The sequence below is a fragment of the Fodinibius sp. AD559 genome (assembly GCF_052712805.1).
On the sequence record NZ_JBQPVW010000001.1, the window covers coordinates 470,777 to 494,923 of the forward strand.

Sequence of the window (24,147 nt, forward strand, 5' to 3'; positions counted from 1 at the left end):
TGCTGAGATTAATTGAGTATACCTGCTCCCTGTTTTCCATCTCGTATTCGGGTAGCTTGTTCAATTTCCATGACAAAAACGATACCGTCGCCCTTTCGACCGGTACGGCCATGTTCTTTTATGATCTCAGTAATTGTGTCTACATCTTCGGTATCTGCAGCGATCTCAACTTTTACTACATGGGTATGCATGGCCGGAAAGTTTAAGGATCCATGCTGATCATCGGGGTCACTGAATCGACCTGTGCCTTCACCTTCGAAGACAGTCATGCAGCAATATCCTTTATTACGGAGTGCTGTATAAACATCTTCCAGTAGTATTGGTCGGATGTACGCTTTGACAAGTTTCATAATAACCTCGGGTTTAGCGTTCAAGTTTAAGAAAACGGGCATTGATAGCTACGATTACGGTACTAAGTGACATTAAAACAGCGCCAAGGGCGGGACTTAGAATAATGCCGTAGGTATATAAAACACCTGCCGCCAATGGTATCGCGAAGGCGTTGTATCCCGTAGCCCACCACAAATTTTGCACCATTTTTTTATAGGTAGCTTTTGCAAGCGCGATTAATGAAGCAACATCTTTGGGATTGCTTTGGGTAAGGATGATGTCACCTGTTTCAACAGCCACATCAGAACCAGCTCCAATGGCAATACCCACATCGGCCTGCGCCAGAGCCGGGGCATCATTCACGCCGTCACCGGTCATGGCCACTTTAAGTCCTCGTTGTTGTACTTCTTTAATTTTAGCAGCTTTTTCTTCGGGCAATACTTCGGCAAAGAAATCATCCAGTCCGAGCTCGTTGGCTACATAGGCGGCTGTTTGCTGGTTATCTCCGGTGAGCATGATACATTGAATCCCCATGTCGTGAAGACTTTGAATGGCCTCACGCGAATCTTCTCGGATACTGTCACCAAGGGCGATAGCTCCCTGAAGTTGGTCGTCAATAATTACGAACACCACCGTTTTACCCTGTCCTGAAAGCTGCTCATACTGTTCTGTCGGGAGCTCAATATTGTTTTCACGCAGGTAACCGGGACTTACTACTTTGATCTGTTTGCCATCTACGCGGCCTTCTATACCTTTTCCCGTGATGGAGTTAAACTTCTCTACTTTCATTAACCCGTCTGTGGCTTTTACGATGCCCCGGGCAATAGGATGTTCGGAGTTCTGCTCCAGTGAGCCGGCAAGGCTTAACAATTGTTCTTTGTCATCGAAGCCATTAAATGTCAGGACATTTGTTACTCCAAACTCACCGTGGGTAAGTGTTCCCGTTTTATCGAAGATGATGGCTCCGAGATTACGGGCTTCCTCAAAAGCGGTACGGTTACGGATCAGGAATCCATTTTGGGCGGCCAGACTGGTGGAAACGGCCACGACCAGCGGGACAGCCAGTCCCAGCGCATGCGGACATGCAATCACCATCACGGTAACCGTTCGTTCCAGGGCAAATACAAAGTTTTCAGTGGTGAAGAAGGTCCATGCAAAAAACGTAAGTGCACCGGCACCTAAAGCAATGATTGTTAGCCAAAATGCAGCACGATTTGCTAAATCTTGGGTGCGAGATTTGCTTTCTTGTGCCTGCCGTACTAAGGTGATAACCTGCGAAAGAAATGAATCTTCACCGGTACGATCTACTACAATAGTAAGAGATCCTTCTCCATTTATGGAGCCGCCGATTACTTCGTCATCTTTTTGTTTGGATACTGGTTTTGATTCGCCGGTCATCAGGGACTCATTGACCGAACTTTTTCCTTCTAAGACAACGCCATCGGCAGGGATCTTTTCGCCGGGTTTAACCAACACTTTGTATCCCTTTTGAAGATCCTCAAGCGGGACATCTTTTGTGGACTCATCTTCTTGAACAACATGAGCCTCCGACGGCATCAATTTAGCCAACTCTTCCAATGCACGGGAGGCGCTCATCACTGATTTCATTTCGATGTAATGGCCGATCAGCATGATATCTACCAGGGTGGCCAGCTCCCAGAAGAAAACTTGTCCTTCCACTCCAAAGACTACCAGGGTGCTATATGCGTAGGCGGCCGTAATGGCAACACCAATAAGCGTCATCATACCCGGTTGACGCTCTTTCAGCTCATCATATAACCCCTTCAAGAATGGCCAGCCACCATAAAAGAACACGATGCTGGAAAGAACAAATGAAATATATGTATCACCGGTAAACTGGAGGGCAGTCCCTAATCCCAGCAGTTCTTGAATCATGTGAGAAAGAATCAGGATGGGGACGGTTAGTGCAATGGATATCCAAAACCGTTTCAGGAAGTCCTTAGCCATATGAGCATGGTGTTCAGCATGTCCTCCGGAATGATTTTCTTTATTTTGATCATGTTCATGACCATGGTTCTGATGCTGGTGGTCACCGTTATTGTGACCGTGGTTCATATTTTGGTGAGAGTTTTTCATGAATTCATTCGGTTAATTGTAGTAATAATAAATCAATAATTGCTTAATAATTAATAATGGGTATATATCAATAATCATTTTCTTTAGTATAGAGATGGTTGGCTTAAATTAACCTTAAATATTCAGGGTATTTTGTATTCATAGTTACCAATAAAAAAGGCAGCTTTTTCATTAAAGCTGCCTTATAGATTACAGTCTAAAAGTGATTTTTCGATTTGAGCTTTAAAATAATTTTCGAATAGCTCCTCCTATTCGAACTAAAAATTTCCCTCCAAACTGATCAATCACTATCCGCAGTTCATGCAAGAAAAGATCTAATAGTCGCTCTTTTTCTTGTGGAGAGAGTTTTCTTCCTTCTTCGCTGTTGGGATTCGTGTACTGGGCATACAATCGAAGAATATCTTGGGCTTTTTCAAATAGAGTTCGAATTTGCAGGGATGCGGAAAGGGCAATTATTCCGAGTATAACTATGCCTATTTCGGCCAAGTTATTCGAGGTTAGCAGGCTGGTTACCCATTCGCTGGTGGTAAGCAGCAGGATGGTGGTAAGTAAAAATGTTAAGAAGATAGTCATTGGTTGTTTTTATTAGGTTTATGGGTTTTGTAATGGGAAATATCCATGGCTTTGACTCGGAGGTCGGAGCGGTCGTCATCAAATAAAGAGTTGCCCGGTAGCTTTTGATATTGGTTTTTCTGTATTCGTTTGAGCCACTGGCGTCCCAGGGCTTTTGCCTGCTTTTTCTGTAGGCCTTCTCCCTGACCTTGGAGTAGCTGGTCCATGCCGTTGGTTTGGGCCGCACCTGAAGAAATGGCTGCCATGCCATATAGATATCCAATGGTTTCCAGGATAGAGAGGATGATCAGCAGGGTACCGTCAATCCCAGAGGTAGACAGTTTTCCAGTGGAGATAAGTCCAGCTATTGAAAGACTGGCCACTCCACTTTTTATGATTCCTTTCCCTTTTTCCGGGGTTTTGCTTTTGAAAAGACTGATTAAGGTGGTAACAGCCTTAATAATTGGTTTTAGTATCTTCAGCATTGGAGGTGTCCTCCTTAATTAGAGATTTATACCGGTGGATCCCGCGGGGAATAATTTCGAATTCAATAGATCGAATTCGCCTGTTTTGATCTTTGAAACGTTCATCCGCATGCTGGACATGCGTTTCTAAGCTTTTTTCCAATCTGTTGAGATTGTCAGCCTGCACTTTTACTTTCTCATTGATGCCAATCATCAGCTCATACCACTTTTTGATTTCAGCGGTTTGATTGTTGATCGAATCGTAGATACCGGTCAAAAACAGGCAGATAATCGTGGTGACGATGAGTTCCTTGTAGGTTTTGAAAAAGCTGCCAGTTTTAGAATTCTTCACGGGGCGTACCTCCTTATGGCATCATCCAAGGTGATGGATTGCCGGTTGGTCCTGCAGTAGAACAGCCCGCTGGCAAGAGATTGATAATAATAGAGCCCATCGATCCGTAGCCAACGGAGTGGGCGCTGGGATCGGTTGTTACCAGCCCACCCGTCTACGTGCAAACCAATAGCAGGAACTTTGTTGCCTTCGTTGTTGGTATAGGTCCAATCAAAGTACAGTCCAACACCGTTGAAGCCCCAAGTGGTGGCCAGTAGCCAGTGTTGGAGTGCGGAAGGTTGACTGGAAAGCCACTGGTCAAATAGCAGCACATCAAATGCAAACCCGTGGCCGTGGGATTTTAGGTCTCCTTTTCGCCAAGCGGAGCTGATAAGGGTCGGTAGGCCGTGCCATCGGCGCCAGGCCAAAAAAGAGCGCAAAAACCCAATGTCCATTCGTTTGATTGTTCCGGGACCCTGAATTTCGAGTTCGCCTAGAGAGAAATGGTTGCCGTAGCTGTCTAAAAGGGCGGTAAAATCTTCGGTTCTCATATTAGCGTCCTCTCTTTTTTGCCAGCAGAAGCAGTCCGATGACTCCGATGCCCGCAGCTACTTTTACTTTGGTTGGGATTTCTGCGTTGATATATTTCTTGGCTTCCGTAATGAGATCCTTTTGCGTTTCCGTAGAATCCTCTGCCTGAGGTTCTCCTAAGCCTTGCCTGCATCCGCAGGGGTTGCTAATGTATCCGGTTGAGCTGCCGATTCCGCCGGCATTGCATCCACAATTGCAGTTGTTTCCGTGGGTATATTGTGTTTCCATAGTTGGGTACATGTTTCAGTGTTTAATTTGAAGTGAGTTAAAACAGTAGTTTCCAAAGCAGGAGCCCACCGGCCGTGGCACCACCGGCTACGGCGGCATGTTTTTTTTCAATTTCTATGCCTCCGACCTTGACAGTTCCATCCAGCATACCTCCGCTTTTACTGGCCGTTTTTGTAGCAGCTGGTTTTGCCGAACTCTGAAGGCTGACAGGTGAAGTCGTTGTTTTATCCGACTTAGACCGTTTCTTGGGTTTGGTTATTCTCGGTATAGGTTTGACTCTGGCAGGAGGGGGCAGGGGGTTTTTGTCGATAACGGGTCGCAATTTTGGTAGGGGTCGAGGTTTTATCATCGGTTTCGGAAGGGGTATTCGTTTGGGCTGAATAATCCTTCTGTTGCGCACCATTGGTTTATCGATGGTTGGTAAACTGCGACTGAGGGTAAGGGGCGGGATACGTCCCAGCCCTTGATCCTGGTGGGAGTCAGAATAGATATAGCTAGATTCGCTGTTCATGGTCTTTTGTGGTCATATAGTTATAAGTTGCAAGAGCGATAAAGGCCATTGGGACCGCGTAAACAGACAGGCTGGTTACTTTGGAAAGGCCGAGTAGCTGGCTGATCAGCTGTTTTCGCTGCAGGACATCTCGGCTGTAGTCTCTGCCGGTGGTTACCGAATCGGGTGGTAGTCCTGCGTAAATGGTCGTCCGCACGTTGTTTGGGCCAGCGTTATAGGCGGCTACGGCTCGGGCTTGGTTGCCATCAAACTTTTGGAATAGCTTTGCCAGGTACTTGGCTCCATAATCAATGTTGGCTTGGTGGTCCAGTGGGCTGTGGCGCCCTGTAAACCCGGGATGATATCGTCGGTCGATTTGCATGATACCAATGCCGTTCCCATGATCTCCGGTACCATCAGCAGATAGGGCAAGGCCCATTCGACTTTCACGGGAAGCGATCGCCAAAAGCAATACAAGGGGTAGGCCATACTTTTTTGATGCTTCCGTGAAGTAGGGCATCAGGCCACGCAAGCGAACGTAGGTCAACTCAGTCGATATAGAGATTGAGCTCACCATTAGACGATAGCTTTACAGATGAAAGCTATTTTTACGGCTTGCCCCGGCTGAATCGTAAATTGATCGGTAGGTGCCAGTGCTTTGCGGGCAAATAAGTGCGGATGGATATTTAAGCTGTAGTTTCGGTTGGCAAACAGGCCTATTTCCCCGACTGTTATATCCAGCGTGCCCCGATTCTCAAAGATACGTTCGACCGGGAAATACACTTCTCCAGCTAAATCATCTACCACGAGCTCTCCGATATGCGTGCCGTGATGGACCAGCTGTCCATCGCTATAACCGTGTGGGACGCCGTTAATTTCGCTGGAATCAGGATTGAGGGATCGGTCAGTCATGGATACGAATTTATTGCTCGTGCCAACGCGAACACCCCATCGCCATCCGTCTTTAACCCGGTTGCTGTCATAGTTGATGCCGCAGCCCCCGCCTCCTAACCCACAGGCAAAAAGGTATTCCGTTCCAAAGTTGTAAGCTGAATCCGGACGCGCGATCCGATGCAAAGCTGACAGAAACAAATCAGTCCATCCCCCGTTGGTGCCACCCGTGTCGGTATCCTGGTTAAAGTTTTCAATGAAGGAGTTGACTTCATAGTCCAGCGACAGCGTTTTGGCAGCATCTAAACTTATAGGAGCGTCCAAGATGTCACGGGCCATAAGCATGTGATCATTGGCGTAATCAGATGACATAAGCCCAATTTCATGGATCTCTTTTAATACTCCGGATTCGTTCGTGAATGGCCGGGAAATAGTAAACTTTGCACTTTCTTGGTCGGTGAGAAGCGAGGATATGGAAACAGCGCCTCTATTATTACCACGCTTAAAAAAACCGGGAAGGCTCAGGTCAGAAGCGTTAACCGGCTGGTTGCTGGTTCCTATTTCAGGTTGCCAACGCAGTGGCATGGTATAATAGTTGTTTCGGTCGTAGGTACCGTAATAAACAGCTTGCGCTACCCCTGAGCTGCCATCCCAAGCTCCTGTGACCGTGGAGGCCATATTGTAGAGACGCACCCGATAATAGTTTAAGCGTCCAAACTCGGTAATCTCGAGGTTTCGAAAATACTGTCCGTTAAGTCCTTCGATACCTTCAAGTCCGGAAATGATCACACATTCTCGGTCGTCGTACATCCAGTAGCCATCGCCCTCTGCGTAGATATCCACATGATCGTTGCCTATAATGACATTGGTAATATTTTTCCATCCGCGGGTACCATACCCATTATAGAAATTGTCTTGAGAGGTTCCGCCCATATACATGCGAATAACTTTCATGAGGTTGGCAAGAAAGCTCTCGCATTTCATACGGTAGAGATGGCTACCGCTAAGGGAAAGATCGCAAAACAAGTCAAGACCGCTGTTAGATTTACCTACGTGTAATTCAGATTTTATTGTTCTCATGGCTAAGTAATGGTAATAGTGAAGGTTGTATTCAGGTTGGATATTCCATCCTCCTTTTGCTGGTCAAGCGGTGCCGGTGTGCTATGGCTGGCCTCCACTGTTGTTTGGTCAGTACTGATAGGCTCAGTTCGGTATCCGGAAAGCAAAGTGTCCGGCATATTTGCAGAATCCATCTGGAAGGAGGTAACGGGAATGAGTTCGAGCTCAATTTCCCCTGCAAGTTTACCGCCCACCCGCATTTGCATTTCTTTGGGCACGAAAACCATATAAATCCCAGAAGTGCCAATTTTGCCGTTTTTTGCTCGCGAGCGCACGCGGAAATAATGGCGCGTGTCTACCAGTGTCTTGGGAAAGAAAAGCTGATGGTAACGCAGCATTTCGATAGGCTTCGTATGATACTCGGGGGTAGTATTAGGAACGGAATCATCATAGCCCCAATCGAGCTGGCTCGAGGATGGTTCTCCGGTCGCCCAGGAAATGCGAATACTACCATTAACTAACATGCCCGATACGATTCGCATTTTAAAGGGTTCGCTGAACTGTTGTCCGGTGATTTCGCTCATATTATTGGGTCCAGAAGATTTCGGTTACGAGAGCTTTCGAGGTTTCCAGGGCACCCGAGGTTTCATCCCAAAGGCCCATCATGCCGCCTTTATAGAGTTCTTTGAACTGCCGCTCATCCATGTGAAGGGTTTCCCCCGGTTTGAGTTTGAAGGTGTAGTGCCGGTCGTCGATGCGACTGCTGTCCAGGGCGACCATGAATTCCCCATCGCTGTTATTATGGACGATGATTCCCAATCGTTGCGGATTCCCGTTGACAAGCTTTATAGGATTGGTTCCCTGCTTGAGTACAGGAGAGATGGAAGTGCCAATACGGGTTCCCTGTGGGGCGCCGGTAGGAGGGTTTTCACTCCGAAGTTCATCGAGCAAGGCATCCATTTTCCCGGTGAGCTCGCAAAGGGCTTTGAGCAGCGTGTTCCACATAGCATCAGACCTTTAATGGATTATTAGATTCTGTTTGGCCGGAGACGTAAGCCTCGCAAAGAAAACTGACGTGGGCCTGGGAAGGGCCGTTGTTGGAAGTGTACACCTGGAAGGGGACATTGGAGCCGACAATAAACGGGACGTTGGCATAGAACTGTCCAAACTCGTCGTTTATTTGCTCCAGAAACACCTCGTTGCGAATGGTTGTGTTGTATACTTTCAGGCTGGCCGTAATGTCGCCTGGCCGGTCACTGCTCATAGCCAACCGGCGGGCCTGCACGTCGATGCTTTTTGCCTTGACGCCCATGTCCATATTTACAGCGCCCGAGGGGAGGACGATATAACCGTATAAGAATCTTGGTTGCGGCATGGGTGCTCCGATCTCACTATAGATAGCTTGCAGCTTTGACAACCCGTAATGGTCGTAGCCAATGACCTGGATATTTACCGGTTGCTTGGCGGGTCCAATATTTTCGAGTTCAAATACAAGACTGTTACTTTTTTGGATAATGAAGGGAGCGAGCAGGCCTTGGGTGCCTTTGAATAGCTGGTGCACCACGGACAGTTGCAGGTCCCGGAACAGATAGAGGTCTTCATTGAGCCGAGCGGATACCAATATGCTGTCCATGTTCGGGGCATACGGCAAAATCCGTCGGACACCAAAACTCTCTCCGCCCATACCATTCATGAGGATCTGACTACTGCCACCAGCGGGAATATCTACCGTTTTGGCTGGGTTGAAGGGTGTAGACTCGGTCGGGGGAATAAAATTGGTTACAATTTTCATTAGTAGGGTTGGTTAGACGCAGTTGAGGAAAAAATACACCACCGTCGGCAGGCGTTGCCGCCGGTGGTGGGAGGCGTTACTTTTCGGGCTTCATTTCGGCGACGACAATGCTGGCACGCAAGTACAGGAGGCCTTGGCCGGAGGTCACCCAGTCGTTATCACTTGGGAATACCGATGAATCCTCAAAGTGAACCGACAGCGACAGGGTCTGATTGACGGCTAAATCGAAGGGGTCGGCCAGCCGGTATTCGTCTGCTGATTTGAGAGAGGCGATTCGCTTGAAGACAACCGGGGCGTCAACGGTATTGGCCGTACCGGCTACCATGTGCATGCCCGTGCCGGAAAAGTTGGAATGCTTGGAGATGGGCACCCGCAAAAATTCCTTGTTGTCGTTGTCGGCCTGCAAGATACAGCCGGCATCTTTAAGGGAATTCACGATGCCCCGCGCGTCAATATTATTGGCCTCATCATCTTCGATGAACTGTTTGGTCACCTCAAATGAGAGGGCCAAAACGCGACGCTTAAGCTCTCCCGGGAAGGGGTTGCCGACATAATTGTTGCGGGTAATCTTCCGCGTGGAGTTTGGAGGGAAAAAGTTGACGACAGCGCCGTTTTGGGTCACTTGTTGCGTATCGAAATACGTTTTGATGCGCGCGCTGGCGGGTACAATTGCTTTTTTTGAAATTTGGTTACTCATAGTTCTTTAGTTGGTAAAGGGGTTAAGTTGGAGGCCATGGTGGCCGTTGCTTGTTCCCGCAAGCAGTCCCTTTGGTCGGAGGAGCTATGAGTGAAAAGTATTGATTACACTTCCACCGTGTCCTCAAACAGCGTTTCTATTTGAGAGACGTGGCCGGTTTCTTTGGGCAGAGGGATGGGTGGCGTTTGTTGTGGGGCGAGGTTGTCCTCATCCCACAGGTATTCGCTGCCTTCCATCAGGCCCTGGGAGGGCGTCCAGTCGGGCATGACGAACTTGATCAGCTCCATCACGCCTTGCACGCCGAGGCCCATGGCCAAGCCGCGAAGGTGGGGGTTTTTGGTGAACATAGTAAAGACCATGCCTAAGGTGAGGGGAAGGCCGACACGGGCTGCTTGCTGAATGGTAGCTGAGCTGCCGCCAAGAATAGCGGGAACGGCCAGCCCATTAAGCTGCGCACCAATTGCCTGGCCGCCCACAATATATCCGGCAGTAATCAGCTGTTGCTTGAATTCGCCGACAGCCTTTTCGGTAGTTGTTGGTTTTGCCATAGTTGCAGGTTTTGGGGTTGTTGGGTTTTCGATTACATCCAAGTGAGTTGGATTTTTAGCAAATATTCGTTGGGTCATAGGTCAGTTCGGTAAGGATTAGTTAAGGATACCTCGGCCGTCAATATTAAGGTTGGTTATGATATACACGTCTCCGTATTGGAACACGGGTCGCTTGCCATCGTCGAAATAGTGATAGTAGTGATGGTCGTCTCCTTTTTGATCTCCGGGGTAGATTACTTTATCGCTGCTATACATAATGCGCTCGGCGTGACCAATAGCGACCAGTTCGGCATCAGCCGGTGGAAATAGCTCGTAATCATATCCGTCGGCAGGGAAGTGGTGGAACTCCTCGTACATCTGTTCGGCCTGGTCGCTGTCGTAGGCACCCTTGATTAATTTCATACGGGCGGTTGGGAATGCGTATAGCGTTGTTCCCTCTCCATCGATAATCATAGCCAGGTCTTGATCTTCCGGCAGGATGCGTTGCATGAATCCTTTTGCGTCGATCAGTTCCAGTTCGCCAACAGCGCCGGCGTACACCAGCGGGTCGCCAAATAATGTTTTAAGGGGCCTGGGAAGAGTCTTCAGATTGGTTTCTTCTCCGGAACTGTTAGGACGAATGGCATCACCGGTTGGCAGGTCGCGATAAATACCGATCTCGCGGACGCGAACGGTTGCCTTTACTCCATACTTGGGTGCGATGCGATTCAGTTCTTCGTAGAGCTCGGTGCGGTCGTTGAATTTGGTTTTGACCAGCTCATTGACTACATCCTGGAGCTTCGTAACCGTATCCTGATTGGTTTTTAGTTGGGCCTGAGCCTCGGAGAGTTCCTTTTGGGTTTGGCGGTGGGTGACTTCGAGCTCCTGCAGGGTCTTTCGGGATTGGTCCAGTTCGGACTGGATGCGTTGGATACGTCCCTCCGCTGACTGTTGCCAGCCTTGTTCTAGGGCAAGGAAGAGGCCCGCCAGTTTGTGTTTGATAATCGGCAGCCACCGCTGGAGTTTGTACATACCCAGCTGTTGCTTGATCTGATCATAGGTGGCTTCGGTCCCGTCCGGGTTGGTCTTCTGTTTTTCGGCGTCGATATCTATCTCGTAATGGCGGTAAAAGTCGGACTCGTCGGCAATGATATTGCCTTTGTTTCCGGCCAGGCTTCGTCCCGACTGCACCGGCTCGTCCATGCTCCACCCGAAGGCCTCATGCAATTGCGAGCCGGCCATCTGTTTGATCGAGCTCCATTTGATTTTATTGTAGAAGCTTCGGTTTGGAGCGTTCGGATCGGGGAGCAGGTTAAACAGCACGCGCCCGTTACCATTGTTTTTGGGGACTTCCAACGTCAGCTCGTGGCGGAACCTGGGAATGCGTTTTCCGTCGGAGGACAAGTTGTTTTCAATGGATCCGATTTCCTCGCTGTAGTCCAGCCAGCCAACGCGAAGCAGATTCTTTTCAAGAGCTTCAGAAGGCGAGGCTGGCAGCTGGAAATCAATAAGGGCTTGTTCTCGCTCAATAGCGGATTTCATTTTCTCCGAGCGCCGGTCGATGTCCCCACTGGCTTGGGCCAGCGAAGACTCCAGGCGTTGGGTCTCGCTGAGTAGCGACTCGATGCGAGCCTTCAGGACCTTGGTTTGGGCCTTGGACTGAAAAAACTCTTTCACTCGTGGGTCGGAGTTGGTGGCGGCCACCATCTGCTCGTATTCGAGGGACTCTCCGTCCGAATCGGCTGAGGTTTCACGCCCGTCACCGAAGAAGAGCTCATCAATCCAACTTTGCTTTTTGCTGACCAGCTCCAGTCGGTACTGATCGAAGGAATCCTTCATCAGGTAGAAATGAATATTGACGGTTCCGTACTGGTTGCCCTGGCGAAGTCCCCGCCCGTTTCGCTGCTGGATTTGTGAGGGCGTGTAGGGGACATCCATGTGATGCAGGTCGGTGGTCCATTTCTGGAGGTTCATCCCTTCGGCGATAGACTGGTTACCGATCAGCACGCGGTATTTGCCCAGGTTAAAATCGTCCTGAACCTCTTTTTTGAGGGCTTCCTTATCATCGGAGGAGGAGACGAAATAGTCATTGCCTTTGGAATCGGTTCCAATAATGGAGCCGTTGATAATAGCAATGTGACCCTTTGGGATGCCTGCCTTGGAGAGTTCCTCTTTGATCAGCTGGTGGTAACTGCCGCCTTTCTGGCCTTCTACCGATATCCAATCGCAGAAAATAATCTGGTTGCGAATGGCAGGATCCGCCGGATTCTCGCGGGTTGAATACAAAGCCTCAACAATCATCACGGCACGATCGAACGTCTCTTCCATCGAATCCGAGCCGTCGGAGATCTTTTCGCGTTGCTTCTCGATTTTATTCAACAGGAACTGTTTGCCTACCGGCACCTTATGCAGGTCGCCTTCGGTGGCTTCAATTTCTTGGGCCACCTCCTCAAAGTGACCTAACGCTTTTAGCTCCTTAATGAGTTTGTGGCGAGGCTGGCCCTCCTGTGGGTTCGGGTTTTCTCTGGCAGGAGCAGAAGTTATGTTGGAAAAGTAATCTCCATAAATGCTTTCGGAAATGCGCTCCGGCCCCGGATTTTCTCGATAGGCATAACTTTCCGCTACGTTATCTACCAGTGCTCCGAGCTTTAGAAACTTACCATCCACGCCCGCAAAGCTGCTGTCATACACGCGGAGGTCCGTAGCAATTTTACTGCCGTCACCGGTAATAACCAGGAAATTATCCTTAGTCTCACACCCTCGCTTGCGCATGCAGTCGAGAATGTTGTTGGCCCGAAGAATGATATCTTCAAAGAGCAACTGATGAATTTCGCTGGGTTCAATCACCTGCTGCTTGCTCTCAGCCTCGGGTCGTTTAAACTTTGGTTTGAGCGCTTTGGGTTGGCCATGCTCATCTTTTATTACGTTCCCCTTATCATCTTTGAGCAGGTCAGGGAATTTCTCGTAGAAGGCCACCAGCTGATCGTAGCTTTTGATGTCCATCACTTCATCGATAATGGCCCGCATCTCGGGGAGGTTGTAATACCCGGCTACGACGCGCTCGGTTCGGTACTCTCCGTTGGTTTTTTTGACGATTTTTTCTTCCTCACGGACAAACTGGTTGATAAAGTTGTCCAGGTTGGCAATTTGATACTTCTCCAACAGGTCGGGGGAGCAGAGGTTGAGCATGTGCCATACTTCGACCGGGGAATTGACGACGGGGGTAGCAGTCAGGACAAAGACGTTCTTGTATCCTATTGTTGAAAACAGCCACTTTGTTTTTTGGAGGGCATCTTCGGCTCGTTGGGAAGGTTTACCCGCCGCAATACCCAGCTTGGCCGCTTTCGCGCTGCCCAGGGCATTCTTATAAAAATGGGCCTCATCAAAGAACAGCGCGTCCACGCCAAGTTCGTCAAAGTAGATATCGGTCTCCAGCCGTTGGGCACTGGATACGTTGCGAAGTTTGGCGTCCCATTCTTCTTTCATCTTCTCAAGGCGACGCACCATCGACTTTTTGGCCGTGGAGCTGAGCGCATCGTCTTCTTCAATAAGCGCGTCAAAGTTTTCGATCATCTGATCAAAATACGCTACGCGCTCGGCGTACATCTGCTGCTGGACAGCAGGGGAGAGGGGGAGGCTCTTAAAGGCGTGGTCAGCAATAAAGATCGCATCCCAGTTGTAGAGCTGGGCCATGGTCAGTTCTTTGTGGCGCTCGGAGCCCGACATTTTCATGTTGAGGATCTTCGCTTCGGGAAACAGCATCGCATATTCTTCGACCCATTTTTCCTGCACTTTCCCGGGTACGACAAACAGCGGTTTGCGGCAGGCGCCCTGCTGGGCCAGCACCTGCGAGGTAATAATAGAGGCCAGCGTCTTTCCGGCGCCCACGTCATGGCAGTTGGCTCCGCGCCCGTTCCAAACCAGCTTTTCGGCTACCGCGCGGTTGTGTTTGTAGACCGCAAAATCTTTGACGCCATAGAAGGTGTCCGACATGCCGCGCACGCGAAGAGTGCCCCCGTCGAATTGCGGGTTGATATGAGCGTTATACTCATGGTTGTAAGCCTGCTCGATCATCTCACGGATTTCGCTCGGCGCTTTCGTGCGTACCCAGTGATTAAACTTTTGAGGCACGCGAGTAAGCATTTGATCGTTGTGGGTGCGCTGTTTGGCTCGCGAGCGTTCAATCAAGGCCGAAAGTCCTTTTTCCTTGGCTCGCTTGAGTGTCATGTTCGGCAGAACATTGTCGTCCTCATCATAGAAGACCAGCGGAAAGCTGGAATCCTGGATGTAGCTGGTAATAATTTTGCTGAAGGGCGTCTCACCCCATCCCTGGTTCCAGTCATCGGAGGTTTCCTCGCCGCTGGCCACATATCGGCCCCCTTTGCGGAGTTTCATATAGAAGCGGTTGCCAAGCTCAGCTTTATCCTTAACCAACCCGATATGGACATCGCGGTAATTAAGCTCGTCTTTTATCCATTCGGTGAGCACTTCGATGGGGAGGTACGTAAAGATGTGGCGGGGATCTACGGTGATGCTGTAGGCATCGATCCACTCGGGAAGGACCGCCTTCAGGGCCTGAGTATTTTTCTCCAGCTGATTGTCTTCAGCTATTTCCAGCTTTCGTCGGACGTTGCCGGCCAGGTACTGATAGCGAAACTCGTAGTTATTGGACTCGGGGTTATAAAAGAAATCCGGGTGCTCTTGGATGGCTTCGGTGAGCTCAGCTCGACTTGCGGTTCCGCCCTTATAGGTAGACTGGTAAAAGTCGATCGTCAGATCTTCTCCAATGGAGCGCCCGTACATCGCAATCTCGGCCAGATCGTCAGAGCTGGTGATCCCGGGCACGTAATTCTGGTTGAACATTGAATCCGCATCAATAATATCGGCGTATGCCAGCTCTCCACTGATGGGGTCGCGCTTCACGAAGGTCGTTAGTTTATAGAGGCGGCTGTCCAGGCGAAACACCTGGCGGATATCCTCATCTTCGTCCGGAATACCGTAGTTGTTAATATGGGCCGCAAGTAGCTCCTTAAACTCCTCGCGCAGCGGTTCTTTTTGGTCGGTATCTTGGGCTAGAGCCGTTACAAAATCATCATATTTATCCAGCATTCTGCAAGCCGATTCGATTTTCTGGCGAAGCCCATCTCCGGCTTTATCTTTGCCACCTACAGTAAGTGGTTTGAAATAGTGGCGCTGTTTCTCGTAGAAGGTTTCCCCGTGGAAAATGATATTTCCGGCGTGATAGTCCCGGCCGGTATCGAGCATTACCCCTTTATCGGGAATGCGGTAGAAAGGTGCCTGCCCCGGCAGGGGGTAGGGGAATTGAAGCTGGTCTTCCAAGACGCTGGTTATCATCGCCTGGTCTATCTGACCTTTCACGCCCATGCGGGTAAAAAATTGCATGTCGTGGCCTTGAATATGCTCGCCCAGCACGTGGTTTGGGTATTTGCGGTAATAAGGATTGTAGTAAGCGCTGTAAGACTCACCTTTATAGTCAGTAATGCTTTCAGCTAGCTCCTCATGGGCAAACAGCCGGTTCAGTTTATGACCAGCGTCGGGATGCCGGTCGCCTTCAAAATCCGGGTACTTCTGAAAAAAGAGCAGATCCGTGGTCACCAGCGTGTCGGCATTATCTTTAAAAGCGGTCGAGGGAAGTCGGTAGGCCCCAACGAATCGGGCGCGTTTTACCATTGCCTGCCTGATAGCCGGATCCTTCTTGTCCATCGTACCCACCGAGGTGATTATGGCCATTACCCCACCCGGCTGCAGGGCATCCAGGGATTTCAGAATAAAGTAGTCGTGGATGCGGGGGTTGAGGTGCGAAAGCGGGTCGCGCTGGGTGTGAATTTTGATATCGCCGAACGGCACATTGCCCACTACGCCGGTGATATTATAGGGGGATAGGTCGGTCTGAGCAAAGTTTTCATGCCGGACGAGCTGGTTCGGATAGAGGAGCCGGGCAATGCGAGCGCTTACGGCCGACCGCTCGACCATCAGCATGCGATAGGTGTCATCAGGTAGAAAACCGGCAAAGTTACCCACCCCAGCTCCGGGTTCCAAGATGTTTCCCCCGGATAGCCCCATGGCCGTTAGTTTATTCCATATCAGTTGGACCAAGGGATAGGAGGTGTAATGCTCGTTGAGCAGCCCGCGCTCGGTGCCGGTGCGATCTTCGCCATACCCGAGACCTCCGGCGCCGGTATACTGGCGAAGCAGATCCAGGTCGGATTCGGTAATAGCGCGATCTTCTTTTTCCAAGACGGCCAATGCCTTTTCGTTGGTTTTTCGTCGTTCGGATTTCGAGAGCTTTATGGGAGCGAAATTCTTTAGTTGGAGGCCGGAAAAATGGCTCCCGTATTTGGCTTCTCCCGCGCTATCTTCAGAGGATTGGTATGATTGCTCGTCGTTATTTTTAGGGGTAGGAGTTTCATGTTGGGTAGCAGAAAAAATGCTATCAAAGTCGACGCCAATAATGTTTCCGTGCTCGCGAAACAGATCCAAGGCTTGGTCGCGATGCTCGGCTGGAAATTTGTCTAGTGAAAAAGCCAGTGCTAATTTTTGTACTGTTTCAGTGAAGGATTCCTGGAGCGCCTGCAATTCACTGGTAGGATTTTCGCGGGTAGTCAGCTTTTGGGTTAGTTTCTTCGGGTCAGCAAGAAGACAGTCGATACTGCTGGCTGCCTGCTTATCACCTTTATCAGCCTGCCAGCCGAGCTGGGTTAGTTTGGCCATGGCTTCGGTATTTAAGGTGCCTCGCTTGTATGGGGTGTGAGCCGTTTTGGCGATCCCGGCCATGCGCCTGGTTTTGACCTGAATCTCGACGGGAATGTTGCCGTCGGTTCCAGCCATGACGATAAAATGGTGGGCGCGATAACCGCCTACCGGATTTTTGTATTTATCTTCATGCTCGAACACCGGTCCTGCAGCTCCGCCTTGAATTTGGGCTACGACCTCTTCCAGCTCAGTTTGATTGTCCAACTGGATCATCGCCCCGGCCATGTCGGTCAGCCCCTGGATGTATTGCTCATCCTTTTTGGCCTTTGTTAATGTGGCTTTGAGTTTCTTTCTGAGCAGTTTGTCAACGGTCGAATAAAAAGATTTAACTCGGCCCTTGACGACCCCATCCGGGGTTAGCGACTGTAGCTTCCCGATAACCTGCCGGAGAGCCTGCTCGTATTGGGGGCGCGTCTGTTCCAGAAAGGTCTCAGCGGTATCCGCTAACCGGACTTCCTCTACGGTGTCGGTGTCGCCCGGCCGGGTGGGATTGGGATCATCGATATTGGGAATGCCATCGCCGTCATAATCTTCAAATATGGCGTGGTAGTCTCGCTTGGTAATATTTCGAAAGGGGGAAATGGCAGGATTGTCTCGCATGGGATATTAGCTGATCATTTTTTCCAGGAAGGCGTCCAGTTTGGCCTGACTTTTTTTGGCGGCCTGGATATCGATTTCAGGTTCGGTTTCTTTTGTAGGAGCTGGTTGTTTAGCAGGCGTGGAATCTTTTTTAGTGGATTTCTTCGGCTTTGCTTTCGATTTGGTTTTTTTTTGGCTTCTTTTTACTGCTGGTAGTATCCGTTGGAGTTTTGTGTTGGCTGGCAAACGTTCGCTCTTGCCGTTTGTACTCTTTGGCGCCCAACACCACTTTCGCGTGGTCCTGTTTAAAGATCCGGATTTCCAGGTCTCCGTATTTTTTGACAAGCTTTTTCCAACAGGCCAGCACTCCGCCACCAGAACCTTCGGTGCAGGCCTGATATTCTAGGTGCCCATCAAGGAGTAGGTCCATGATGTATCGCTTTTTGGGGTAGTCGGCGGTGTATCGGATTGACAGGTGCGCGTTTTCAGATTCACCGGAATGCCGTGGGGCATAGCAGGGCATCTTGCTTCCGAACATGGAGTTGATGCGTTTCCAGGAGCGGATTTTGTGGAGGTTGTCTAACTGTTTGAGGGTGATTTTAAAAGGAGTATCCACGGGATTTTCGCGGTTGTCGGGAGATGTTTGTTGCTTCGCTGGCTTAGTTTTTGGGGAAACCTTTCGGTCGACGGCCGTAAATGGAACGGCAATGGCGGTCAATTCCCGGTAGCGGTTCTTTTCGGTTTCGGCTCCTCCTTCTTTGGTAACCTTGATTTCGATGTCGCACTCGTGGGCTATACTGGTATTACCTTTGTACTGCCCGTCCTTGGTGGCGTGAGAGACCATGACGAACATGATCCCGTTTTCGCGACACCACTGGGCCAGCTCTACGGTTTCTTTGGCGTTGGCATCAATCACGGAAATCGAATCCAGGATGCAGGCGAAGGATCGGTTTTTAAGCAGGATTTCTTTGAGCGCTTGAATGGATTTCCACTTGGTAAAATTCAGGTTCGAGTGGGTGGCTTTGAGCCGCTTCACGCGATCGACCAGGGTTTTTCCGAAATGCTCTTCGGCGGGGATATATTCAATCCGGCCGTGCTCGGCTAACGCATCGGCCAGCCCAAGACTCATCGTTGATTTGCCGGCTCCTTTTTCGCCCCAGATAAAAATAACAGCGTTCTTTTCCGGCTCGCCTATCAGCTCTCCGTACGGCGGGGCAATGGTAATACCTTGTATGTTGAGCTTTGAAAGCTCATGTGCACTCATAGATTCCATATTATTCGGTGGTAGCTTTTTTGATTGCGATTCCAATTCCTACGATGGCTACGGCTCCAAGGAGCCAAACCCCACCCGGGTTTGATATTTTTTGTTGTTGTGGCTGCATAGTTTTTTTATCGATCCCGAGCCGCCGTATCAGCGTCTGGTCGGCCACCCCGGTTGGGGGCAATCCCAAGGACTGTTGAGCCTGCAAGACAGCGGACTCGGTTTCCGGTCCAAATATTCCGTCCACCCCATAGTTGGGTAGCGGGATGCCCATCGCCCGTAGGGCTGATTGCAGGTGCATCACCTGGGGGCCTTTGTTGCCTTTGCGTAAACTCATAGCTGTTTGCGCTGTTGGTTATACAAGGTTAGTCCGGCAACTCCGAGGAGAATACCGGCGCTGAAAAATCCCACGCCTTTTAAGGTCGATGAGGTTGACTGGACAATCCTATCCTCCAGGCCTATAAGTTCTCCAGTAGCCCGCAGATCGACATGCTCGAAGTACTCGTTGATTTCTTTTTTGTGTTTGTTAAAGGTGGCCCGGAAGGCGTCTTTGTCAGAGGCCAGGTTAGCCAGCAGAATAGCCGTAGTAGCGGCGTTGCCTTTGCGGCCGCTCAGCGCGCGGTCGGCTATGCCCATCGCTTTGCGGATGGCATTGCGGCTGGTGCGGGACAAGTAGCTTTGGAGCCCACCCATGCCATCATCTACCACATGGTAGTCCTGGCCTTCAATTAGTTCCTGCATATTAGGCCTCTTGGGATTTGGTGTTCTCGGCTGCAAATTTCTTTACGCTGTCCCGAAGGCCGGGCATAAGAGGAGCCAGAAAATACGCGCCCGCCCCTATCCCTGTGAGCCAAAGTGCTTTGGTGAGCGTGCTGTTGACTCCACTCAGTGCACCGCTTGCAACAGGTAAGTCAATCTGATACCAAGGCTCAGTAGGAGGGGCATACACGCCACTTTGTTGGCCCTCTTCGATATCTAAATCAAGGGTCATAACCTTAGAGGTAGCGAGTGGCTGCGCTTGTGATATATTCGCTTCGGTAACGTTACTGTAGTGAAGCTCAAAAATGACAGGGTGATGGCGGTCCGGAACAAAGGATCGGTCAAACAGGAGACGAGCCTGCCCGCGACATCCTTCCCACATGCTGGTGATAATGCGGGACATTGCGAACACCTTCCTGTTTTGCGGATCCAGTGCCGCGACCACGACATCCGGGCATACAACCATCAGAAAGGAATTCCAAAACGTACGGTAGATATCCACCTCGACATCTACCGAAAAGGGGACGCCCGATTTGGGGCGCCCGCGTTCGGGGTACCGCCCGATAATGCGGAGCTCACCGGCCTCAGAGCTTATGATATTACCGGAGATGCCCGCTTCGCCTAATCCGCTGCCCGTTGTAAACGTAGAGTTACTCATCAGTTGTTTGATCTGGTTAATATTCGAACGGTGAGATAGCCGAGGCCAATCAAGCCAAGGGTTCCTTTGTTGCGTTGAAACCACTCGCTAAGGATTGGCCCGTTTTGCTCCTCAGCCAGGCGCTGGCAGAGCGACTTGGATTGGGAGTCTTTTATTTCGGCTCCCTCCGCCACCTGTTGTACTTGGACTGTTGGTTGGATATAGATTTTGTCGCCGGGGTTAGCCTGAGCAGGTTGAGTAGCGCCTGGAACCTGTCCGTCTGTAAAATGGGAAATCCCCACGGGGTGGAGCGCGTGTGAGTCGGAGGGGATCATATTAATTGTTTTTCTTTTTGAGCATGGAAAACATGAGGGTTCCACCGACGATTGCTATCCCACCAATAATGAGTGCCGTCGTCATACTGCCAGAAGAGGCTTTGGCTCGCTGAGTTTGCATTAGTGCCATTTGTTGCTGTGGGGTGAGCTCGCCAGATCTGGAGCTGTTTTTACGGCCATTAATGATGCCATCGACCGTAACAGCGCTGTCAGCCGCGGTCGTTAAGAAACTGGACAGGTCATTGAGGATACTGCCAAACTTGGTCTTCTTGGAGTCGGTCGATTGGGGAGAGAGGACACTAGTAGTAAGGTTCGGATTAAAGGGAACGGTGGTCTGCAAGAAATCGAGATTGTCGTAGCTGCTGCTATTCATAGGAGAGGGGAGGTTAGGACGATTTGGAGTTGGACTTCTTCTTTTTGGCAATAATTGTAATGGCTGCGCCAAGGATGGCAATACCTCCAATGGCTGCGCCGGCGATCATGGCGGTCGAGGCCGTTTGTTGTTTTTCGGCCGTATCGGTTACGTTGTGCTGGAGAGCGGACATCAGCTGCTGTTTCTCCAGCTCAATTTTCTTCTTTTCGGCCAGTTTCCGCTCGTGGGCTTTGCAGAGGGCCTGGGACTTCTCCCGTTTACGCCGACAGCGTTTAAGAGCACCAAACATTTTGCCTCGGCAGCTCTGGTTGGCGTGCCGACAGGGATCATCTTGCTCCCACCCTTCCAGTCCGTTTGTCCCGGGACGGTCGCCGGCAATGATGAGCTGATGGTCATCTTGGTCAGTGGTAATAGCTACTGCGGTTAGGTACGTGCTACTCATAAACAGTTATTAGCGGTTAAAGGCCCAGTAGCTCATCCCGCCAAGCGTAAGGAGCCCGGCCGAGAGTCCGCCATACAGGAGCCATTGTTTGTTTTGGGTTTTCTGTTGGCTTACAACGAATGTGCTATCCAGATCTCCAAATCGGTTCAAATGATCAATAGCAGGTTGTCCATATTCTTGTATAATGAGGGCGTATTGCTGGAGAATGTCGTTATTCTTCTGCGAGAAGGAAATGACGTCCGAGCGCACCCCTTGGGCCATAAGATAATCTCTCCACTGCCCGCGAGCGATCCGCTCATCTTTATCTTTCGCGCCAAACCATTTGGAGAACATGCCTTTCATAGTTACGCCTGTTTGCAGGGCCGTAGTGGCCGCGGCCGTAAGGGTGATCGGGTCGATGCCGAGCCCTTCCGGCATGCTGTTTGGCACGTGTTTGGACTTTTTAATCAGCGACTCGTCAAACTCGAAGCCGGGATATTTTGCGACGGTTGTATCAAAGGATTTCCAACCCTGAGGGGATCGGTACACCGTATAGATATGATCGTAGGTGCGACCAGTCCGGCTAACGATACGAAAGCCGGTTTGGATGCCCAAGCTTTGCAGCAGGCTGGCCGCGAGGATGGCGTGGTCGTCACAATCACCGGCTTTTTGGCGAATGGTGACGTCCGGCGATTGAATCCGTTCGATATTCCAAGGGTCTCGCGCGTAATTAATATTACGAACCATCCATGTGTAAATGGCTTCGGCCACCTGCTGGGTATCGCGCAGGTCCGGGAGGCCGGTGTCCGAATTGCGGGGGATACGTTGGGTTATACGGAGCGCCAGGTTGCGGAGCTGTTCCCGTCCGGTGTACTTGGTGACCAGCTCGGAGGCAAGTGCCAGCACTCGGTCGATACCCGGGTACCGCTGGCGGCTCCGATTAATAAAGGCGGTAGCATCTCCGGTTGGGGAGCCTGCTACCGCCTCTGTGCTCGCCGCCGTACCATTGGTCGGGACTGCGTTGCGGGAATTCGGTATGTTTGCGTAGGCACTGCTCAATATTATGAGGACACTTTTTGGATGAGGGTTTGAATGCCGTGGACTGGGTTGCTTCGGATGATATCGCGAAGCCGGGCCGCTACTTTGGGATCCACCGCTCCGAGACTAATAAACACACCTGAAAACTGGCCTGATCGGCTAATGGTCGTGATTCCGGGGGACTGTAGTTCCTCATAGATGTTATCCCGGAAGTTAGTCACGGGCTGTTGGTTGACGGTCGGCATAAGGGATGGCTGTTATTTCGGTTGAAACGGTTGGGACCGGTTGGCTTTGACCAGTTGTTGTAGCTCCGCAATCACATCAGTCATCAGCCGCCGCACCTGGGGACTTGCCTGGGTGCCGGTGAGACTGAGCAGCTGTTGACAAGCGAAAGGGGCAGGGATATAGGATAGCGTAGTTGCGTATTGCCCTAATCCATCCACAAGGGGATATATGCTTTTTGCAATGCGTTCGGCTCCTATATTCCTGCTTATCGCTTCCATGGAAAGTATTTTTGCCATTCCCACCCAGTCGCCGGTCGTAAGCGGGCGACCACGGGACTGCAGCAGGGCCAGTTGTGTTGTAATGCGCGTGGCATACACCGAAAAGTCGCTGGATCGGTCGGCCAGGTATGCAAGCGCCATGTTCAAAAGGGTTAGATGTCCGGGGTTCATAGGGGATGCAGTCAATATGGTTATAAAGTTATGGCGTCTTCGGTGTGTCCGTTGCGGGGAGGGGTGGAAAATTGTCCATTAAGTGTGGCCATCCCGCCAAGGGTAGTTGTTTTTTTTAAAGTGGTGTTCTTGTTGGCGGGAAGGTGCCGAGAAGTTTCCTCCTCGGCACCTTTGGATTGTTCGGCTTCGTTGTTGGGGAGAGGTTCTTGGGGTAAAGGGGACGATCGTTGGGCCTGCATGGATTGGGTCACCGAAGCTTTTAGCGCCTTGGCCTGCTCGGGGGTTAGTTGGGGTTGGCCGCTTCCCGGTTGTTGGGCAAATAGCCCGGAGATTACCGTAAAAAACATAGGGGCATTTTCTTCCAGCATATCCAGCATGCGGCTTCCGGCATCACGCCCGCCGGCTCGCTGCTCCATCTCCATGCGGAATTTTATCTTTTCGAGTTCCCCGAGCTCTTTTTCCAGATCCTTAAGGTCATTGCGATGATGCTCTTTGAGGCGGTCAATGTCGTTGCGGTGGGCCTCCCGGAGCTCGGAAAGCTCTTTCTGGTGAGTGAGGAGGGTGGCTGTTTTGTCTTCGGCTAGCTCGCGTTTCAGGTTCATAATTTCGTCGACCTGCTGGCGAATCTTGCGGTCCCCGTCATGCAGCTCGCCTTCAAGGCGAAGGATACGGTTGCGGTAAAAGTTGTTGTCGGTGTTTGCCTGTGTGGTCTTGCCAGTAGCTGTCGCGATTACATCATCGCTGTCGGTCTCTGGGGAATCAATTCGAAAACCAATCTGAATATCTTCCTCTATTCCGGTGTGCAGCGTATAAAGGCCGGGCTCCAGGCGAAACATGGCTTTAACAATATTGAACGGCTGGCGAAAATTATAGGGGAGCTCTTTGCTGACCTCTTTTAGATCATCGGTCATGCCCATAATTTTTCCAAAGATCGACAGCCCCCGTTCCATCTCTTGGAGGGATTGGGCGTAATCGCGCTGGTCGGAATCTATTTGAACGTCACTTAGCGTGTCAGGCATGGGGTCAGTATTCGTTAGCGTAATGTGATAACACCGTTTTAATTAATCACTGATGTCAACGTAACACTATTTCAAATCAGAAAAAATACCCCGGAACGGGCTGGAATAGCCTGCAATAAGCTGCCAGAGATTGGGACAGGATGGGAAAAGAAGAGACAAAATGTGCTAATTTGAGAAGAGTTCTTATAAAAATGGGCAATATGGATAAATTCCTTATATGGAGAAATA

Annotated in this window: 28 protein-coding genes; 1 reads left to right on the forward strand and 27 read right to left on the reverse strand. The window is 50.4% G+C overall.

The window, feature by feature from the left end; translation table 11 throughout:
* Positions 1-8 precede the first annotated feature (8 nt).
* The 24 genes from ACQ4LT_RS02230 to ACQ4LT_RS02345 all read right to left on the reverse strand — a co-directional run bounded on the left by ACQ4LT_RS02230 (position 9) and on the right by ACQ4LT_RS02345 (position 22,094).
* Entirely contained in the window at positions 9-350 is a 342-nt protein-coding gene (locus ACQ4LT_RS02230; RefSeq protein ID WP_445664372.1) for a P-II family nitrogen regulator, read from the reverse strand.
* Positions 351-363: 13 nt separating this feature from the next.
* Complete coding sequence (locus ACQ4LT_RS02235) at positions 364-2,427, reverse strand: copper-translocating P-type ATPase (protein ID WP_445664373.1); 2,064 nt, start codon at positions 2,425-2,427, stop codon at positions 364-366.
* A gap of 222 nt (positions 2,428-2,649) precedes the next feature.
* Positions 2,650-3,000, reverse strand: a complete 351-nt coding sequence (locus ACQ4LT_RS02240; protein WP_445664374.1) for a hypothetical protein — start codon at positions 2,998-3,000, stop codon at positions 2,650-2,652.
* Complete coding sequence (locus ACQ4LT_RS02245; protein ID WP_445664375.1) at positions 2,997-3,464, reverse strand: hypothetical protein; 468 nt, start codon at positions 3,462-3,464, stop codon at positions 2,997-2,999. Before ACQ4LT_RS02245 ends, ACQ4LT_RS02240 begins: the two co-directional genes overlap by 4 nt.
* Positions 3,436-3,795: a hypothetical protein gene (locus ACQ4LT_RS02250; RefSeq protein WP_445664376.1), complete on the reverse strand. Its 360-nt coding sequence runs from the start codon at positions 3,793-3,795 to the stop codon at positions 3,436-3,438. Before ACQ4LT_RS02250 ends, ACQ4LT_RS02245 begins: the two co-directional genes overlap by 29 nt.
* Positions 3,792-4,325, reverse strand: coding sequence for a hypothetical protein (locus ACQ4LT_RS02255; RefSeq protein ID WP_445664377.1), 534 nt, complete (start codon positions 4,323-4,325; stop codon positions 3,792-3,794). Before ACQ4LT_RS02255 ends, ACQ4LT_RS02250 begins: the two co-directional genes overlap by 4 nt.
* Position 4,326: 1 nt before the next feature.
* Positions 4,327-4,593, reverse strand: coding sequence for a hypothetical protein (locus ACQ4LT_RS02260; protein WP_445664378.1), 267 nt, complete (start codon positions 4,591-4,593; stop codon positions 4,327-4,329).
* 37 nt (positions 4,594-4,630) lie between these two features.
* Complete coding sequence (locus tag ACQ4LT_RS02265) at positions 4,631-5,104, reverse strand: hypothetical protein (protein ID WP_445664379.1); 474 nt, start codon at positions 5,102-5,104, stop codon at positions 4,631-4,633.
* A complete protein-coding gene (locus tag ACQ4LT_RS02270; RefSeq protein WP_445664380.1) occupies positions 5,088-5,660 on the reverse strand; it encodes a transglycosylase SLT domain-containing protein in 573 nt (190 codons plus the stop codon). Before ACQ4LT_RS02270 ends, ACQ4LT_RS02265 begins: the two co-directional genes overlap by 17 nt.
* Positions 5,660-7,054: a hypothetical protein gene (locus tag ACQ4LT_RS02275; RefSeq protein WP_445664381.1), complete on the reverse strand. Its 1,395-nt coding sequence runs from the start codon at positions 7,052-7,054 to the stop codon at positions 5,660-5,662. Before ACQ4LT_RS02275 ends, ACQ4LT_RS02270 begins: the two co-directional genes overlap by 1 nt.
* Positions 7,055-7,056: 2 nt before the next feature.
* Positions 7,057-7,617: a hypothetical protein gene (locus tag ACQ4LT_RS02280; RefSeq protein WP_445664382.1), complete on the reverse strand. Its 561-nt coding sequence runs from the start codon at positions 7,615-7,617 to the stop codon at positions 7,057-7,059.
* Position 7,618: 1 nt separating this feature from the next.
* Complete coding sequence (locus ACQ4LT_RS02285; protein ID WP_445664383.1) at positions 7,619-8,038, reverse strand: hypothetical protein; 420 nt, start codon at positions 8,036-8,038, stop codon at positions 7,619-7,621.
* A gap of 4 nt (positions 8,039-8,042) precedes the next feature.
* Positions 8,043-8,825 (reverse strand): hypothetical protein, encoded by a 783-nt coding sequence (locus tag ACQ4LT_RS02290; protein ID WP_445664384.1) that lies wholly within the window; start codon positions 8,823-8,825, stop codon positions 8,043-8,045.
* Positions 8,826-8,901: 76 nt separating this feature from the next.
* Positions 8,902-9,522 (reverse strand): hypothetical protein, encoded by a 621-nt coding sequence (locus ACQ4LT_RS02295; RefSeq protein ID WP_445664385.1) that lies wholly within the window; start codon positions 9,520-9,522, stop codon positions 8,902-8,904.
* Positions 9,523-9,626: 104 nt separating this feature from the next.
* Positions 9,627-10,148, reverse strand: a complete 522-nt coding sequence (locus ACQ4LT_RS02300; RefSeq protein ID WP_445664386.1) for a hypothetical protein — start codon at positions 10,146-10,148, stop codon at positions 9,627-9,629.
* 18 nt (positions 10,149-10,166) lie between these two features.
* Positions 10,167-17,423: a helicase-related protein gene (locus ACQ4LT_RS02305; RefSeq protein WP_445664387.1), complete on the reverse strand. Its 7,257-nt coding sequence runs from the start codon at positions 17,421-17,423 to the stop codon at positions 10,167-10,169.
* 130 nt (positions 17,424-17,553) lie between these two features.
* Positions 17,554-18,666, reverse strand: coding sequence for a hypothetical protein (locus tag ACQ4LT_RS02310; RefSeq protein WP_445664388.1), 1,113 nt, complete (start codon positions 18,664-18,666; stop codon positions 17,554-17,556).
* Positions 18,667-18,676: 10 nt separating this feature from the next.
* Complete coding sequence (locus ACQ4LT_RS02315; protein ID WP_445664389.1) at positions 18,677-19,000, reverse strand: peptidoglycan-binding domain-containing protein; 324 nt, start codon at positions 18,998-19,000, stop codon at positions 18,677-18,679.
* Entirely contained in the window at positions 18,997-19,440 is a 444-nt protein-coding gene (locus tag ACQ4LT_RS02320) for a hypothetical protein (RefSeq protein ID WP_445664390.1), read from the reverse strand. The genes ACQ4LT_RS02315 and ACQ4LT_RS02320 overlap by 4 nt, the downstream gene beginning before the upstream one ends.
* Entirely contained in the window at positions 19,406-20,080 is a 675-nt protein-coding gene (locus ACQ4LT_RS02325) for a hypothetical protein (RefSeq protein WP_445664391.1), read from the reverse strand. Before ACQ4LT_RS02325 ends, ACQ4LT_RS02320 begins: the two co-directional genes overlap by 35 nt.
* Complete coding sequence (locus ACQ4LT_RS02330; RefSeq protein ID WP_445664392.1) at positions 20,080-20,361, reverse strand: hypothetical protein; 282 nt, start codon at positions 20,359-20,361, stop codon at positions 20,080-20,082. Before ACQ4LT_RS02330 ends, ACQ4LT_RS02325 begins: the two co-directional genes overlap by 1 nt.
* 34 nt (positions 20,362-20,395) lie before the next feature.
* Positions 20,396-20,767 (reverse strand): hypothetical protein, encoded by a 372-nt coding sequence (locus ACQ4LT_RS02335; RefSeq protein WP_445664393.1) that lies wholly within the window; start codon positions 20,765-20,767, stop codon positions 20,396-20,398.
* A 13-nt stretch (positions 20,768-20,780) separates the two neighbouring features.
* Entirely contained in the window at positions 20,781-21,209 is a 429-nt protein-coding gene (locus ACQ4LT_RS02340; RefSeq protein WP_445664394.1) for a hypothetical protein, read from the reverse strand.
* Positions 21,210-21,218: 9 nt separating this feature from the next.
* Positions 21,219-22,094: a transglutaminase-like domain-containing protein gene (locus tag ACQ4LT_RS02345; protein WP_445664546.1), complete on the reverse strand. Its 876-nt coding sequence runs from the start codon at positions 22,092-22,094 to the stop codon at positions 21,219-21,221.
* Here ACQ4LT_RS02345 and ACQ4LT_RS02350 point away from each other — a divergent pair.
* Positions 22,036-22,236: a hypothetical protein gene (locus tag ACQ4LT_RS02350; protein WP_445664553.1), complete on the forward strand. Its 201-nt coding sequence runs from the start codon at positions 22,036-22,038 to the stop codon at positions 22,234-22,236. The genes ACQ4LT_RS02345 and ACQ4LT_RS02350 overlap by 59 nt on opposite strands.
* A 13-nt stretch (positions 22,237-22,249) precedes the next feature.
* Here ACQ4LT_RS02350 and ACQ4LT_RS02355 read toward each other — a convergent pair whose 3' ends face one another.
* The 3 genes from ACQ4LT_RS02355 to ACQ4LT_RS02365 are packed head-to-tail and all read right to left on the reverse strand — an operon-like array spanning position 22,250 to position 23,919.
* Positions 22,250-22,471, reverse strand: coding sequence for a hypothetical protein (locus ACQ4LT_RS02355; protein ID WP_445664395.1), 222 nt, complete (start codon positions 22,469-22,471; stop codon positions 22,250-22,252).
* A gap of 12 nt (positions 22,472-22,483) precedes the next feature.
* A complete protein-coding gene (locus ACQ4LT_RS02360; RefSeq protein WP_445664396.1) occupies positions 22,484-22,915 on the reverse strand; it encodes a hypothetical protein in 432 nt (143 codons plus the stop codon).
* 5 nt (positions 22,916-22,920) lie between these two features.
* Entirely contained in the window at positions 22,921-23,919 is a 999-nt protein-coding gene (locus ACQ4LT_RS02365) for a hypothetical protein (RefSeq protein WP_445664397.1), read from the reverse strand.
* Between the last annotated feature and the right edge of the window lie 228 nt (positions 23,920-24,147).

What these genes read in the sequence shown, in the direction of transcription:
- ACQ4LT_RS02230 (WP_445664372.1), bottom strand. Translation starts at nt 350, where the DNA reads ATGAAACTTGTCAAAGCGTACATCCGACCAATACTACTGGAAGATGTT.
- ACQ4LT_RS02235 (WP_445664373.1), bottom strand. Translation starts at nt 2,427, where the DNA reads ATGAAAAACTCTCACCAAAATATGAACCACGGTCACAATAACGGTGAC.
- ACQ4LT_RS02240 (WP_445664374.1), bottom strand. Translation starts at nt 3,000, where the DNA reads ATGACTATCTTCTTAACATTTTTACTTACCACCATCCTGCTGCTTACC.
- ACQ4LT_RS02245 (WP_445664375.1), bottom strand. Translation starts at nt 3,464, where the DNA reads ATGCTGAAGATACTAAAACCAATTATTAAGGCTGTTACCACCTTAATC.
- ACQ4LT_RS02255 (WP_445664377.1), bottom strand. Translation starts at nt 4,325, where the DNA reads ATGAGAACCGAAGATTTTACCGCCCTTTTAGACAGCTACGGCAACCAT.
- ACQ4LT_RS02260 (WP_445664378.1), bottom strand. Translation starts at nt 4,593, where the DNA reads ATGGAAACACAATATACCCACGGAAACAACTGCAATTGTGGATGCAAT.
- ACQ4LT_RS02265 (WP_445664379.1), bottom strand. Translation starts at nt 5,104, where the DNA reads ATGAACAGCGAATCTAGCTATATCTATTCTGACTCCCACCAGGATCAA.
- ACQ4LT_RS02270 (WP_445664380.1), bottom strand. Translation starts at nt 5,660, where the DNA reads ATGGTGAGCTCAATCTCTATATCGACTGAGTTGACCTACGTTCGCTTG.
- ACQ4LT_RS02275 (WP_445664381.1), bottom strand. Translation starts at nt 7,054, where the DNA reads ATGAGAACAATAAAATCTGAATTACACGTAGGTAAATCTAACAGCGGT.
- ACQ4LT_RS02280 (WP_445664382.1), bottom strand. Translation starts at nt 7,617, where the DNA reads ATGAGCGAAATCACCGGACAACAGTTCAGCGAACCCTTTAAAATGCGA.
- ACQ4LT_RS02285 (WP_445664383.1), bottom strand. Translation starts at nt 8,038, where the DNA reads ATGTGGAACACGCTGCTCAAAGCCCTTTGCGAGCTCACCGGGAAAATG.
- ACQ4LT_RS02290 (WP_445664384.1), bottom strand. Translation starts at nt 8,825, where the DNA reads ATGAAAATTGTAACCAATTTTATTCCCCCGACCGAGTCTACACCCTTC.
- ACQ4LT_RS02295 (WP_445664385.1), bottom strand. Translation starts at nt 9,522, where the DNA reads ATGAGTAACCAAATTTCAAAAAAAGCAATTGTACCCGCCAGCGCGCGC.
- ACQ4LT_RS02300 (WP_445664386.1), bottom strand. Translation starts at nt 10,148, where the DNA reads ATGACCCAACGAATATTTGCTAAAAATCCAACTCACTTGGATGTAATC.
- ACQ4LT_RS02305 (WP_445664387.1), bottom strand. Translation starts at nt 17,423, where the DNA reads ATGCGAGACAATCCTGCCATTTCCCCCTTTCGAAATATTACCAAGCGA.
- ACQ4LT_RS02310 (WP_445664388.1), bottom strand. Translation starts at nt 18,666, where the DNA reads ATGAGTGCACATGAGCTTTCAAAGCTCAACATACAAGGTATTACCATT.
- ACQ4LT_RS02315 (WP_445664389.1), bottom strand. Translation starts at nt 19,000, where the DNA reads ATGAGTTTACGCAAAGGCAACAAAGGCCCCCAGGTGATGCACCTGCAA.
- ACQ4LT_RS02325 (WP_445664391.1), bottom strand. Translation starts at nt 20,080, where the DNA reads ATGAGTAACTCTACGTTTACAACGGGCAGCGGATTAGGCGAAGCGGGC.
- ACQ4LT_RS02335 (WP_445664393.1), bottom strand. Translation starts at nt 20,767, where the DNA reads ATGAATAGCAGCAGCTACGACAATCTCGATTTCTTGCAGACCACCGTT.
- ACQ4LT_RS02340 (WP_445664394.1), bottom strand. Translation starts at nt 21,209, where the DNA reads ATGAGTAGCACGTACCTAACCGCAGTAGCTATTACCACTGACCAAGAT.
- ACQ4LT_RS02355 (WP_445664395.1), bottom strand. Translation starts at nt 22,471, where the DNA reads ATGCCGACCGTCAACCAACAGCCCGTGACTAACTTCCGGGATAACATC.
- ACQ4LT_RS02365 (WP_445664397.1), bottom strand. Translation starts at nt 23,919, where the DNA reads ATGCCTGACACGCTAAGTGACGTTCAAATAGATTCCGACCAGCGCGAT.